14 protein-coding genes are annotated in these 12,510 nt (G+C 65.8%); 13 read left to right on the forward strand and 1 reads right to left on the reverse strand.

Translation table 11 applies throughout. The features are described from left to right. Positions 1-52 precede the first annotated feature (52 nt). A complete protein-coding gene (locus tag TabM4_RS07775; protein WP_434620782.1) occupies positions 53-940 on the forward strand; it encodes a polysaccharide deacetylase family protein in 888 nt (295 codons plus the stop codon). Positions 941-966: 26 nt separating this feature from the next. On the opposite strand, the gene TabM4_RS07780 is transcribed toward TabM4_RS07775, so the two are convergent. Next, positions 967-1,497, reverse strand: coding sequence for a flavin reductase family protein (locus TabM4_RS07780; RefSeq protein ID WP_434620785.1), 531 nt, complete (start codon positions 1,495-1,497; stop codon positions 967-969). Between the two features lie 106 nt (positions 1,498-1,603). Here TabM4_RS07780 and TabM4_RS07785 point away from each other — a divergent pair, with 106 nt between their 5' ends. The 12 genes from TabM4_RS07785 to TabM4_RS07840 all read left to right on the forward strand — a co-directional run bounded on the left by TabM4_RS07785 (position 1,604) and on the right by TabM4_RS07840 (position 12,495). Further along, entirely contained in the window at positions 1,604-2,536 is a 933-nt protein-coding gene (locus tag TabM4_RS07785; protein ID WP_434620788.1) for a LysR family transcriptional regulator, read from the forward strand. 100 nt (positions 2,537-2,636) lie between these two features. Continuing rightward, positions 2,637-3,740, forward strand: a complete 1,104-nt coding sequence (locus TabM4_RS07790; RefSeq protein WP_434620791.1) for an LLM class flavin-dependent oxidoreductase — start codon at positions 2,637-2,639, stop codon at positions 3,738-3,740. Further along, positions 3,737-4,525 carry a 3-oxoadipate enol-lactonase gene (pcaD, locus tag TabM4_RS07795; RefSeq protein ID WP_434620794.1) on the forward strand — a complete coding sequence of 263 codons (789 nt, stop codon included), beginning with the start codon at positions 3,737-3,739 and terminating at the stop codon, positions 4,523-4,525. The genes TabM4_RS07790 and pcaD overlap by 4 nt, the downstream gene beginning before the upstream one ends. Further along, a complete protein-coding gene (locus TabM4_RS07800; protein ID WP_434620797.1) occupies positions 4,522-5,403 on the forward strand; it encodes an NAD(P)-dependent oxidoreductase in 882 nt (293 codons plus the stop codon). Before pcaD ends, TabM4_RS07800 begins: the two co-directional genes overlap by 4 nt. After that, positions 5,403-5,834, forward strand: coding sequence for a GlcG/HbpS family heme-binding protein (locus tag TabM4_RS07805; RefSeq protein ID WP_434620800.1), 432 nt, complete (start codon positions 5,403-5,405; stop codon positions 5,832-5,834). The genes TabM4_RS07800 and TabM4_RS07805 overlap by 1 nt, the downstream gene beginning before the upstream one ends. A 67-nt stretch (positions 5,835-5,901) precedes the next feature. Beyond that, positions 5,902-6,909 (forward strand): Gfo/Idh/MocA family protein, encoded by a 1,008-nt coding sequence (locus TabM4_RS07810; protein WP_434620803.1) that lies wholly within the window; start codon positions 5,902-5,904, stop codon positions 6,907-6,909. An 86-nt stretch (positions 6,910-6,995) separates the two neighbouring features. Continuing rightward, the gene (locus TabM4_RS07815; RefSeq protein WP_434621962.1) at positions 6,996-7,619 is read left to right on the forward strand and encodes a GntR family transcriptional regulator; all 624 of its coding nucleotides are present in this window, start codon (positions 6,996-6,998) and stop codon (positions 7,617-7,619) included. 96 nt (positions 7,620-7,715) lie between these two features. Then, entirely contained in the window at positions 7,716-8,522 is an 807-nt protein-coding gene (locus TabM4_RS07820; protein WP_434620806.1) for an ABC transporter ATP-binding protein, read from the forward strand. Between the two features lie 17 nt (positions 8,523-8,539). Beyond that, positions 8,540-9,388 carry an ABC transporter permease gene (locus TabM4_RS07825; RefSeq protein ID WP_434620809.1) on the forward strand — a complete coding sequence of 283 codons (849 nt, stop codon included), beginning with the start codon at positions 8,540-8,542 and terminating at the stop codon, positions 9,386-9,388. Continuing rightward, positions 9,381-10,259 (forward strand): ABC transporter permease, encoded by an 879-nt coding sequence (locus TabM4_RS07830; RefSeq protein WP_434620812.1) that lies wholly within the window; start codon positions 9,381-9,383, stop codon positions 10,257-10,259. Before TabM4_RS07825 ends, TabM4_RS07830 begins: the two co-directional genes overlap by 8 nt. Beyond that, positions 10,256-11,290: an ABC transporter substrate-binding protein gene (locus TabM4_RS07835; RefSeq protein ID WP_434620815.1), complete on the forward strand. Its 1,035-nt coding sequence runs from the start codon at positions 10,256-10,258 to the stop codon at positions 11,288-11,290. Before TabM4_RS07830 ends, TabM4_RS07835 begins: the two co-directional genes overlap by 4 nt. Before the next feature lie 113 nt (positions 11,291-11,403). After that, positions 11,404-12,495, forward strand: coding sequence for an amidohydrolase family protein (locus tag TabM4_RS07840; RefSeq protein WP_434620817.1), 1,092 nt, complete (start codon positions 11,404-11,406; stop codon positions 12,493-12,495). The last annotated feature ends 15 nt before the right edge of the window (positions 12,496-12,510 follow it).

Consider the following 12,510-nt stretch of genomic DNA (forward strand, 5'->3'; position numbering starts at 1 on the left):
CTGTGGCAGGCGCGCCCCGTCCATTACCCCCTGACTGCCAATAACGGATGGAATGCCCATGATCCTGTCGGACCGTATCCCTTACGTCGCCGCGCCGGACCGGCCACGCCTGACGCTGCCCGACGGGGCGCGCGTGGCGGTCTGGATCATCGTGAATGTCGAACATTGGAACATCACGCGGGCCATGCCGCGCACGGTGCTGCCGCCACCCATGGGCCAGCCACTGCTGCCCGATGTGCCGAACTGGTCATGGCATGAATACGGGATGCGCGCCGGGTTCTGGCGGCAGCACAAGGCGCTGACCTCGCGCGGGATACCGTCGGTGCTGGCCCTGAACGGGAAAGTCTGCGACAGCTATCCGCGCATCGTGGAGGCCGCGCTGGAGGCGGGGTGGGAGTTCATGGGCCATGGCTATGAGCAGGGGCCGATGCACAAGCTGGAGGATCAGCATGACGCGATCCGCCGCGCGCAGGACCGGATCGAGGCATTCTGCGGATACCGCCCGCGCAGTTGGGAAAGCCCCGGCCTGACCGAGACGGAGGCGACGCTGGATCTGTTGCGGCAGGAGGGCGTCGAATATCTGGCCGATTGGGTCATCGACGACCTGCCGCAGCGGATCGACACGCCGCATGGGGTGATGACGACGGTCCCCTATACGGTGGAGATGAACGACATCACAGTCTTTGCCCTGCAACAGCACAGCGCCGAGGAATTCCTGACCCGTGGCATCGCGCAATATGACCGACTGCACGCGGAAGGAGCAGAGAATGCGCGGGTGATGGCGATTTCCATCCATCCCTACATCACCGGGGTGCCGCATCGGATCGGCGTGCTGGAACGGCTGCTGGATTACATCGGCGAGAAGGGAGGGGCCAAGTTCATGACCGCCTCGCAGATCGGCGATTGGTACGGGGCCGAGATGGCGCGGATCGGCGGCTGATCCCGGCCCGTTGGCCCCGCCTGATGTCAGGCGGGGATGAGGCCGTGGAAGGCGCCGCGCTGGAACACGAGGGGCGCACCGTCGCGGCGGCGCAGGGTGACGACCTCGGCGACCATGATTTCGTGGTCGCCGCCGGGATGGCGGGCCACGGTGCGGCATTCGACATGGGCCAGCGCGCCGGAGATGAGGGGCGCGCCGGTGGTGCCGGTTTCGGTGGTGATGCCTGCGAATTTGTCATCCGACGGGCGGGCGAATTGCAGGGCGATGTGGCGCTGGTCGTCGGCAAGGATGTTGACGGCGAAATGGTCGGTGGCGCGGAAGGCGGCAAGGCTGGGGGCCTTGAGCGCGAGGCTCCAGAGGATCAGGGCCGGGTCGAGGGAGACGGTGTTGAAGGAGGAGGCGGTGACGCCGAGGCGCGTTCCTTCGGGGGTGGCCAGAGTCATCACGGTGACGCCCGTTGGAAAGGCCCCCATCACGTCGCGGTAGAGCGCGGGATCGGGGGTGCGGAGGTCGCCCATGGGCGGGGTGTTCAATGTCGCGGGGTTCACCACCTGCATGGTGCTGCTCCTGTCTGGCCTGTTCTGCACCTGCGCAAGATAGGGCAAGACAGTGATCGCAAGTAACAATAAGATTTTTACCCAGCCATCGTGAAGGGTGATAGCCATGAATTTCCGCCAGCTTGCCACCTTTGTCGGCATCTATGAGGACGGATCGTTCAACAAGGCGGCGCGGCGTTTGAATGCCACGCAATCGGGCCTGTCGGTGCAGATCCGCAATCTGGAAGAGACGATGGGGACCGTTCTGTTCGAACGGTCGGCCAAGGGGGTGCAGCCGACGCTGGCGGGGCGCAGGCTCTATGCCACGGCGGTCGAGGTGCTGCGGCAACTGGACCGGGTGGGGTTGGAGCTGCGCGATCTGTCGGGGCAGATCACCGGGCCGCTGCGTGTCGGGCTGATGCCGACCTTCACGCGGGGGCTGCTGGCGCCGGTCCTGAGCGGTTACATGGCCGAGCATCCGAATGTGGAGGTTTCGGTGGTGGAGGCCTATTCGGCGGTGCTGATGGACAAGGTGGCCGAGGGCGAGGTGGATTTCGCCGTGGTGCCGCGCAGTGCCGAGCGGGATGGCATAAGGGCAAGGGATCTGGGCGAGGACCGGGAGATTCTGGTCACGCGCGCGGGGGGAAGGCTCCGGCATCTGGAACCGGCGCGGCTGGCGGATATGGGGCCTTTGAACCTTGTGCTGCCGCTGCGGGGGAATGCGCGGCGGGACCGGCTGGACGAGGCCTTTGAGCGGGTGGGGGTGAAGGTCAATTCCATCCTTGCGATGGATGCGATGATCGCCACGCTGGATTTCGTGGCAAGCTCGGACTATGCGACGATCCTGCCGCAGACGATCTGCGGCAAGGATCTGGAGGGGCGGCTGCGCTGGCTGCATCCGATCGAGGGGCCGGTGCTGACGGTGGGTTATTCCATCATCGAACCCGCCCGCCGTGCGCCCACCCCGGCGGCAACCGAATTCATCGCCCATCTGGAGGCCGAGTACCGGCGCAGCGCGCGGCAATGGGATGAGATCATCGCATCGATCCCACGCAGATAGGGTATCATCCCGCGCGATGGGGCATATCGAAAATTATCGTTTCTTCTGAATATCGCTTTCCCGCTAGCCTTGGGTCCCGATGCTTAGCGGAGAGTCTCAGATGCAACTTGGCTTTTTCACCATGCCCATCCACCCGCTGGACAAGGACTGGCGGCAGTGCCTGCGCGAGGATCGGGATGCCTTTGTCCTGGCCGATGAGCTGGATTTCGCGGAGGCCTATGTCGGTGAGCATGTGACCGACAAGGCGGAGAACATCACGTCATCGGTCGTGTTCATCGCGGCGCTGGTGGACCGGGTGAAGAAGATGCGGCTTGGCACCGGGACGGTGAACCTGCCCAACACGCACCCGGCGCATGTGGCCTCGCAGATCGCCATGCTGGACCATCTGCTGGAGGGGCGGTTCAATTTCGGGATCAGCCCCGGCGGATTGCTGTCGGATGCCGAGATCTTCGGGAACCTCGACAATGACCGGAACGCCATGTTCCTTGAGGCCATCGACATGGTGCTGGCGCTGTGGCGGGAGAAGCCGCCCTATGCGTTGAAGGGGCGGTTCTGGAACATCACGACGGAACGCACGATCATGGAAGAGATCGGGCAGGGCATCGTGGGGCAGCCCTTGCAGCGCCCGCATCCGCCCATCGTGGTGACGGCGGTCGCGCCGTTTTCCAAGGGCGTGACGGCGGCGGCGGCGCGGGGGTGGGATCCGATCTCGGCCAACTTCCTGATGCCGCGCTGGGTGGCGACGCACAAGGACAGCTATCTGGAAGGCTGCGCGCAGGGGGGGCGGGTGGCCGACCTTGCCAATTGGCGGGTGGCGAAGTCGATCTTCGTGGCCAAGGACATGGAGACGGCCCGCGACTACGCGCGCAACCCGAACAGCCCCTATGTCTTTTATTACCGCCAGCTTTTGACGAAGCTGAAGAAGAACGGGCGCGCCAACCTGTTCAAGGAAGACCAGTCCATGCCGGACGAGGACGTGACGCTGGATTACGTGCTGGATCGGCTGGTCTGCTATGGCACACCGGACAAGGTGGCCGACGAGCTGCTTGCCTTCCGCGAAGAGGTGGGGCGGTTCGGCACGCTGCTTTATGCCGGGCATGACTGGGCCGATGAGGGGCTGGCCCGCACCTCCATGCGCCTGTTGGCCGAAGAGGTGCTGCCGCGCGTCAACGATGCCGAAAAGGTGGCGGAGGCCGCGGAATGACGCGGTTCACCGTCGATGCCGGGGGCGTGGCCCTGTCGGCGCGGGTGGATGGCGATGAGGGCAAGCCGTGGTTGCTGCTGTCCAACTCGCTGGCCGCCGATCTGACCATGTGGGATGACCAGATCGGGCTGTTGACCCGGACCCATCGCGTACTGCGCTATGACACGCGGGGGCATGGGCAGAGCGGGGCGCCGGTCGGGCCATATTCGTTCGACGATCTGGTGGCGGATATGGTGGCCCTGCTGGATCATGTTGGCGCGGCGCGGGCCGATGTGATGGGCCTGTCGCTGGGCGGGATGACAGCGTTGGGCCTTGGCCTTGCCCATCCGGGCCGGGTGCGGCGGATGGTGGTCTGCGATGCGCGGGCCGATGCGCCGCCGCCCTTCGTGCAAAGCTGGGATGACCGGATAGCCACGATCCGTGCGGGCGGCATGGCGGCGGTCGTCGAGGGCACGCTGGCGCGGTGGTTCACGCCCGCCGCCGATCCTGCGGTGCCGGAGCGGGCGCGGGCGATGATCCTTGCGACCTCGCCCATCGGCTATGAGGGTTGCGCGGGGGCGTTGAAGCGGCTGGATTACCTGCGGCATCTGGGGGGGATGACGGTTCCCGTCCGTTACATCGTGGGGGCGGAGGACATGGGCGCGCCGCCCGCCGCGATGCGGGCGATGGCCGAGGCGACGCCGGGGGCAAGTTTCGCGGAAATCCCCGGCACGGCCCATGTGCCGAACATGGAGAACCCGGCGGCCTTTGCGGCGGCCTTGGGCGATTTTCTGGGGGCGGCATGACCACGGTCGGGTTGATCGGGCTGGGCATCATGGGGATGGCCTATGCGGGGAACCTGTCGCGCAAGGGGTTTGCCGTTGTGGGATATGACCCGGTGTCAGAGGCGCGGGCGCGGCTGGCCGCGTTGCCGGGGGCGGTGGCGGTGGACAGCCCCGCCGAAGTGGCGGCGCGGGCGGATGTCATCCTGATGGCGCTGCCCAGCGTGGCGGCGCTGGAGGCGGTGGTGTCGGCGATGGAGCCTTCTCTGCGGCCCGGTCAGGTGGTGGCGGAGATGGGGACGCTGCCCATCCCGGCGAAGGAGGCAGCGCGCGAGAAGATGGCGCAGGCCGGGGCGGTGCTGCTGGATTGCCCGGTATCGGGGACGGGGGCACAGGCGGAGAAGGCGGATCTGGTCGTCTATCTGTCCGGCCCGGACGAGGCGGGTGCGCGGTTGCGGCCGGTGCTGGAGGCGATTGCGTCGGATGTCCGGACGGTCGGTGCGTTTGGCAACGGGATGAAGCTGAAGCTGGTGGCGAACCTGCTGGTATCGATCCACAACCTTGCCACTGCGGAAGCGTTGATGTTCGCCGAGCGGCAGGGATTGGACCTGCGGATGGTCTATGAGGCCATCGCGGGAGGCGGCGCGGCGACAAGCCGGATGTTTCAGGTGCGCGGGCCGCTGATGATCGAGGGGCGGTATGAGCCGGCCACGATGAAGATGGACGTCTACATGAAGGACGTGGCGCTGATCATGGATCAGGCGCGGGCGGTGGAGGCCCCCGTCCCGCTCATGGCGGCGACGGTGCCCTATTACGAGGCGGGTCTGGCGCAGGGGCGGCACAAGCAGGACACGGCGGCGCTGTTCGCGGTGCTGGCACAGATGGCGGAGGAGGGGGCGTGATGCTGACATTGGAGATTGCGGACCGGATCGCGGATGGCACGCTGGCGGCAGGGCGCGAGAAGGGGGCGCAGCCCCTGACCGTCGTCGTGCTGGATGCGGGCGGGCATGTGGTGGTGGCCAAGCGGGCCGACAATTCCGGTATCCTGCGGATCGAGATCGCCACGGGCAAGGCCTATGGCGCGCTGGGCTTTGGCCTGCCGAGCCGGGTGCTGCACGGGCGGGCGGCGGACAACCCCAACTTCTTCAACGCGGTGGCGATGGCCTCGGGCGGGCGGGTCGTGCCGAACCCCGGCGGCGTGCTGCTGCGCGACGCGGCGGGGCGGATCGTGGGCGCGGTGGGGGTGAGCGGCGACACAGGCGACATGGATGAGATCTGCGCGCTGGCGGGGATCGAAGGCTGCGGTCTGACGGGGGATGTCGGGCGCGGCTGAAAGGGGGGGCTGCCGCCCGCGCCGCGGAGGAGGGCGCGGGCGGCAGGAAGGGGAAAGGGAAGAGACGATGTTGAACGTGGCCGTGGTCGGCCTTGGCTGGTGGGGGCGCACCATCACGAAGCGCCTTGCCGGTTCCGGGGAGTTGCGGGTGGTGCGGGCGGTGGACCTGTTCCCCGAGCGTCATGCGGATTACGCCGCCGAGCATGGCATCCCGGTTGGGGCAAGCTATGACGAGGCGCTGGCCGATCCGGGGGTGGATGCGGTCGTCCTTTGCACGCCGAACAGCCTGCACACCGCGCAGGTCGCGGCTGCGGCGCGGGCGGGAAAGCATGTGTTCTGCGAAAAGCCGCTGGCCCTGACGCGGGCGGAGGCGGAGGCAAGTGTCGCTGTCTGTGCCGAGCATGGGGTGATGCTGGGCATTGGGCATGAGCGGCGGTTCGAACTGGCGATGCAGGAGATCGAGCGGCTGGTGCGGTCGGGCGCGCTGGGGACGATCATGCATGCGGAGTCGAGTTTCAGCCATGACAAGCTGATCAACGTGCCGCCGACCGACTGGCGGCGGAGCGCCAAGGAAAGCCCGGCGGCGGGGATGACGGCGATGGGCATCCACCTGTCGGATGCCTATGTGAACCTGTTCGGCCCGGTGGCCGAGGTGCAGGCGATGACCGCGCGGCGCGTGCTGGAGGGCGAGAATGGCGATGTGGTGAGCGCGCTGCTGCGGCATGAGAGCGGGGTCACGACCTATCTGAACGCGATCCTCTATACGCCGCTTTACCTGCGGTTCGCTGTCTTCGGCACGAAGGCCTGGGTCGAGTATCGCAACGAGACGCATCCGGACACGCCCGGCCCATCGACCCTTGTGATGCAGGTCACGGGAGAGGCGCCGCAGGTGACGACCTATGAGTGGACCGATTCGGTGCGGGCCAATCTGGAGCAGTTTGCCCGCGCGATCCTGGGGGAGGAGGCCTATGCCTTCACCGATGCGCAGAAGATCGGGAACATCGCGGTGGTCGAGGCGGTGGTGAAATCGGCGGCAAGCGGCGAAACCGTGCGCCTTGGCGGGGGCGGGGCGTGAATGGGGCTTGACGGGTGGCGGCGGGGTCGCAAGAGTATGTGATATATCACGAAGGGCTGAATGCAGTGAATCTGGCGCGGAACAGGGTGTTTCAGGAAATGCGGAGGGATATCCTTTCCTGCCGCCTTGCGCCTGGCTCTGAACTGCGTGAGCAGGATCTGGCGCAGCGGTTCGGCACGTCGAAATCGCCCGTGCGCGACGCGATGCAGAAGCTGGAGCGTGAAGGGCTGGTGGAGATCGCGCCGCGGCAGGGGCACCGGGTCGCGCAGGTGTCGATGGCGGATGCGGGGGATCTGATCGACCTGCGGCAGGTGCTGGAGGCGGCGGCGCTGCGCATGGCAGCGGAGCGTGCGGCGGAGCGCGACCTTGTGGCGCTCGACCGGTTCCGGAAGGGGGACACGGCCAGTCTGCGGGCCTTCGCGGAGTATAACCGCGCCTTCCATTCCGAATTGGCGTGGCTGTCCGGAAACGGGCGGATTGCGTCGGAATTGGCGCGGCTGATGGAGGGATATGAGCGGATGTGCGTCGTCTCGCTGTCCGGTCCGACCGATCCGGAATGGTGGGCGCGACCTTTGGCCGATCATAACGCCATAATCGATGCCTTGCAGGCGCGTGACGCCGCGCGGGCGCAAGCTGCCTCACGCCGCCATGCGGCGTGGTCCGAAGCGGCGATCCTGCGGGGATTGCGGAGCCGCGCCGTCACCGAGTGAGCTGTGCAGGGTATGCGTCAGAGGCGCGGAAGTCTGTTTTGATTGGTGAGATATCAGAAAGACAAACGAAGATACCGACTGAGATCGGAGGCGACAATGAACATGATCGCGAGGGAGGTTGAAACCCAGATGTCCAAAGGGGGCGAGGGTGCCGGGATAGTGATCTCGGGGCGGGGGGTCGGGAAGACCTTTGCCAATGGCGCGGTCGTGGCGCTGGAAGGGGCGAGTTTCGACATCCCGAAAGGGGATTTCGTGTCGCTGGTGGGGCCGTCCGGCTGTGGCAAGTCCACGCTGTTGCGCATGGTGGCGGGGCTGATCGAGCGGACGGCGGGCACGCTTACCGTGCATGGCGAGCCGGTGAAGGGGCCGCGCCGCGACGTGGGGCTGATGTTCCAGAAGGCGACGCTGCTGGACTGGCGGACCTCGCTGGAGAATGTGCTGTTGCCGACCGAGATGGTGCGCAAGCCCACGGGGGCCGATGAGGAGGAGGCGATCGAACTTCTCAACATGGTGGGTTTGAAGGATTTCGTCTTTTCCTTTCCCAGCCAGCTTTCGGGGGGCATGCAGCAGCGGGTGGCGCTGGCGCGGCTTTTGAAGACCGGGGCGGATATCCTGCTGCTGGACGAACCCTTCGGCGCGCTGGACGAATTCACGCGCGAGCGGTTGAACATCGAATTGATGCGGATCGTGGCGGAAGTGAAGGCCACGACGCTTTTCGTCACCCACAACATCGGCGAGGCGATCTTCCTTGCCGACAAGGTGATGGTGATGACGCCGCGACCGGGAAGGTTGGCGAAGATGGTGGAGGTGCCCTTTGCCCGGCCCCGCCCTGCGGAGTTGCAGTTGACGCCGGAGTTCAACGCGCTGGTGGCAGAGGTGCGCGACATCCTGGGGACGCATTGATGGTGGGGGCGGCAACCATGACGCCCGATGCTGCGCGCCTGAAATTGCGGCGGCGTGCCAACCATGCGGCGATTTTCCTTGGCTTGATGGCCCTGTGGCAGGCGGGATCTTGGACCGGGTTTCTTGACCCGCTGTTCTTTCCCGCGCCGCTGGAGATCCTTGCGTCGTTCTGGCGGATCTATGTGACGCAGGGGAACATCTGGTATCACCTTTATGTGTCGCTCGGCCTCGTGCTGGCTGGGTTCACGATGGGGTCGATCCTTGGCGTGGGCCTTGGCGCGGTGGTGGGGATGAACGCCACGGTGCGGCGGTTCCTGCAACCCTATGTGATCGTGCTGGAGGCCACGCCGCGCATCGCGGTGGCACCGCTTCTGATCGCGGCGCTGGGGTTCGGGCCGCAATCGAAGATCGCCATCATCATGCTGGTCTGTTTCTTCGCGCCCTTCATCAACACGCTGTCGGGCGTGCTGAACGTCAACCGCGACAGGATGGAGCTGATGCGGTCGCTGGGGGCCAGCAAGATGCAGGTGCTGCGCAAGCTGGTGCTGCCGGATGCCATTCCGGTGATCATGGCGGGCGAGCGGCTGGCGATGACATCGGCGCTGTCGGGCGTTCTGGTGGCGGAGTTCATCCAGCGCGATCAGGGGATCGGGGCGCTTATCCTGACCTATACGCGCAACCTGAATATGGCCTCGGCCTTTGCCTGCATCCTCACGCTGACGGCCATCGGGTTCCTGATCTTCAAGGGGATGGAGATGGTCGATCACCATGTCGCCTACTGGAAGAACGAAGCGGGGCTGAAGCGGATGACGGAAAAGCGGGCGCGGGCCTTTGCCGCGCGTCGGGGAGGGCTTGCCCATGCGTGACACGGGTTTTGGGGCGATCTACTGGGCAGGGCGCATCGCGCCGCATCTGGTGATCTTTGCCGCACTGCTGACGCTGTGGGAGGTGGCGGTCGCGCAGGGCTGGATCACGTCGATCATGATCCCGCGCCCGAGCAAGATCGGGGCGGCCGTCGCCAACCTCTATGTGATCAAGGGCACGATCTGGGAGCATTTCTTCATCACGCTGGGCGAGGCGGTCTTCGGGTTTCTGATCGGGGCGGTGGTGGCCATCCTTCTTGCGCTGTTCTCGTCGCTGTCGGAGCGGTTTGAACGCTATGTCTCGCCCTATGCGGTGGTGTTGAACGTGACGCCGGGGATCGCGCTGACGCCGCTGATCATCGCGTGGTTCGGCTATGGAATGGGATCGAAGATCGCGCTGGCGGCGGTGATCTGCTTCTTCCCGATCTTCGTCAACACGCTGACGGGGCTGCGCCAGATGGACCCGGACCGGGAGGAGCTGTTCCGGTCGTTGGGGGCCAGCAACAGGCAGGTCTTCTTCAAGGCGCGGGTGCCTGCGGCGCTGCCCCTGATGTTCGCCGGGATGAAGATCGGGCTGACAACGGCGCTGATCGGGGCGGTGGTGGCGGAATTCGCGCAGGCTACGGCGGGGGTGGGCGTGCTGATGGCGCGGGCGTCCTTCGCGCTGGACATGGCCGGGTCGCTGGCGGCGCTGCTGAGCATGACGCTGATGGGGCTGCTGCTTTTCTACGGGATGGAATTGCTCGACGACAGGGTCGTCTTCTGGCGTCGGGAAGCGCGCATGTCTGCGGTGTCGCGCGCAAGGGCCAAGGCGTGGAAGGCACGCCGCGGCCAAAGGGACGAAAAGAACAACATGGGAGGAGAGACCAAATGAAGACGTTCAAGGCGCTGACCGTTTCCGCGCTGCTGGCGGCTACGGCCCTGCCGGTGGCAGCGCAGGAGATGACCACGGTCAACATGATCAACCCGCTGCCGCGATCCACCAACTTCTTCCCGCTGGTGGTGGGCGAGGCACTGGGATATTTTGCGGAAGAGGGCATCGAGGTGAACCTGCTGCCTTCGGATACCTCGATCCCCTATGTGGCCTTCGTGCAGAACGGGCAGGCGGATCTGGCGATGCTGGACCCTGTCGAGACGATCAATGCCGTGCTTGCCGGGGCGAATATCGCGACCGTCTACGAGGTGATGCAGAACGCGCCCGAAGCCATCGGCGTGCTGGACAGCAGCGAATATGACTCGGTCGACGATCTGGTGGGAACGACGGTGGGCCTCGTGTCGGACCGTGACCGGTCCTTCCTGCAGGCGGCGATGACGGCGGTGGGCAAGTCCATCGACGATGTGGAGACGGTGGTTCTGGGCGAAAGCGGCCCGACGCTGGCTGCGGCCATCCGCGACGGGCAGGTTTCGGCCATCTCGGGCGCGGCGCCGGACTGGATCGCGCTGAACGCGAATGGGATCAACGTGCGGCTGATCACGCCCGAGGAGCTGCTGGCCAGCCCCGCCAACACCTTTGCCGCCAGCGTGGACACGCTGGAGGAGAAGCGGCCGGCGATGGAGGGCTTTCTCCGGGCATGGTCGAAGGGGATGTATGTCGCGAAGGTGAACCCCGAGATGGTGGCGCAGGCCCTGCGCAAGGGCGTTCCGGCGGAATGGGAGAACGAGGCGGCGGGCCAGTTGTTCCTTGACATGTCGATCGGGATGAACGTGTCGACGACGGAGCGGCTTGGGGACCTGCAGACCGATGTCTGGACGGCGCTGCAGCCGCGCCTCGTCTCGTCGGGGGCGGTGCCGCAGGAGGTGGATGTGACCACCTTCCTGAACGACACCTACATCGCGGCCGCCAATGATTTCGACCGTGCCGAGGTGGAGGCCGAGGCCGCCGCATGGCTTGAGGCGAACAAGTAAGCACGACCTTCCGGGGCGGTTCCTGACCGGGCCGCCCCGTCTTCCTGCCCTGACCGGTGGCCCGCTGCGGCGCACCGCTGGGGTGTTTTTGCAGATATCGACAAGGACAGCACATGACGCATACCGTTATCGACACGCGCGACCGCGGCGACAGCCACAACCGCTATGGGCCGACGGCGGGCCGGGCCTTTCCCGATGGGAAGAAGCGGCTGGACAGCCGGACGATCGACATGCATGCGCATGTGCTCATCCCCGAGGCGATGGCCTATGTGGCCCCGCACAGCGACCCGATGAAGATCGCGATGGTCAAGCATTCGAATGCCGAGACGCGGGCGATCAACATGGCACAGGACAAGGACCGCACCATTGCGATGACCGATCTGGATGACCGGATGCGGGTGCTGGATGCGATGGGGATCGATTTCCAGCTTGTCGCGCCGCCGCCGCCGCAATGTTTCTATCATATCCCCGTGGAGCATGCGGTGGTCGCGTCGCGCATGGTGAATGACGGGCTGGCGGGATGGGTGGGCAAGCGGCCCGACCGTCTGGCCGCGCTGGGCACGGTGCCGCTGCATGACCCGGCCGAGGCGGTGGTGGAACTGACGCGCTGCATGGGCGAGTTGGGGATGAAGGGCGTGGAGGTCCTGACCAATGTGAACGGCAAGGAACTGGCCGATCCGGAATTCGCCCCCTTCTGGCAGAAGGCCGAGGAGTTGGGCGCGCTGGTGATGATCCATCCGAACGGATTCACGGGGGGCGAGCGGTTCAGCGACTACTACTTTTCGAACGTGATCGGGAACCCGCTGGAGACGACGGTGGCGCTGCATCACCTGATCTTCTCCGGCACGCTGGAGCGGCTGCCGGATCTGAAGATCCTCGCCGTGCATGGCGGTGGATACCTGCCCGCCTATTCGGGCCGGATCGACCATGCCTGGGGCGCGCGGAAGGATTGCAATGCGGGCCTGCCCAAGCCGCCCACGCATTACCTGCGGAAGATCTATTTCGACAACGTGGTCTTCAGCAACCATCAGCTTGAATACCTCGTGAAGGTCTATGGGGCGGACAAGATCGTGATGGGGACGGATTATCCCTATGACATGGCCGATTACGACCCGGTGGAACATGTCATCAGCACCGGCCTTTCGGCGGAGGATACCGCCAAGGTCGCGGGCGGCACGGCGGCGCGGTTGCTCGGGCTGGAGTGAGGGTGTCGTGATTGG

It is taken from the genome of Tabrizicola sp. M-4 (assembly GCF_051132405.1).
Taxonomy (GTDB): Bacteria; Pseudomonadota; Alphaproteobacteria; order Rhodobacterales; family Rhodobacteraceae; genus Paragemmobacter.

Excerpts from the sequence above, each read along its gene's own strand:
- TabM4_RS07785 (WP_434620788.1), top strand. The coding sequence starts at position 1,604 with ATGAATTTCCGCCAGCTTGCCACCTTTGTCGGCATCTATGAGGACGGA.
- TabM4_RS07780 (WP_434620785.1), bottom strand. The coding sequence starts at position 1,497 with ATGCAGGTGGTGAACCCCGCGACATTGAACACCCCGCCCATGGGCGAC.
- TabM4_RS07775 (WP_434620782.1), top strand. The coding sequence starts at position 53 with ATGCCCATGATCCTGTCGGACCGTATCCCTTACGTCGCCGCGCCGGAC.
- TabM4_RS07810 (WP_434620803.1), top strand. The coding sequence starts at position 5,902 with ATGTTGAACGTGGCCGTGGTCGGCCTTGGCTGGTGGGGGCGCACCATC.
- pcaD (WP_434620794.1), top strand. The coding sequence starts at position 3,737 with ATGACGCGGTTCACCGTCGATGCCGGGGGCGTGGCCCTGTCGGCGCGG.
- TabM4_RS07805 (WP_434620800.1), top strand. The coding sequence starts at position 5,403 with ATGCTGACATTGGAGATTGCGGACCGGATCGCGGATGGCACGCTGGCG.
- TabM4_RS07800 (WP_434620797.1), top strand. The coding sequence starts at position 4,522 with ATGACCACGGTCGGGTTGATCGGGCTGGGCATCATGGGGATGGCCTAT.
- TabM4_RS07825 (WP_434620809.1), top strand. The coding sequence starts at position 8,540 with ATGACGCCCGATGCTGCGCGCCTGAAATTGCGGCGGCGTGCCAACCAT.
- TabM4_RS07820 (WP_434620806.1), top strand. The coding sequence starts at position 7,716 with ATGAACATGATCGCGAGGGAGGTTGAAACCCAGATGTCCAAAGGGGGC.
- TabM4_RS07790 (WP_434620791.1), top strand. The coding sequence starts at position 2,637 with ATGCAACTTGGCTTTTTCACCATGCCCATCCACCCGCTGGACAAGGAC.
- TabM4_RS07830 (WP_434620812.1), top strand. The coding sequence starts at position 9,381 with ATGCGTGACACGGGTTTTGGGGCGATCTACTGGGCAGGGCGCATCGCG.
- TabM4_RS07835 (WP_434620815.1), top strand. The coding sequence starts at position 10,256 with ATGAAGACGTTCAAGGCGCTGACCGTTTCCGCGCTGCTGGCGGCTACG.
- TabM4_RS07840 (WP_434620817.1), top strand. The coding sequence starts at position 11,404 with ATGACGCATACCGTTATCGACACGCGCGACCGCGGCGACAGCCACAAC.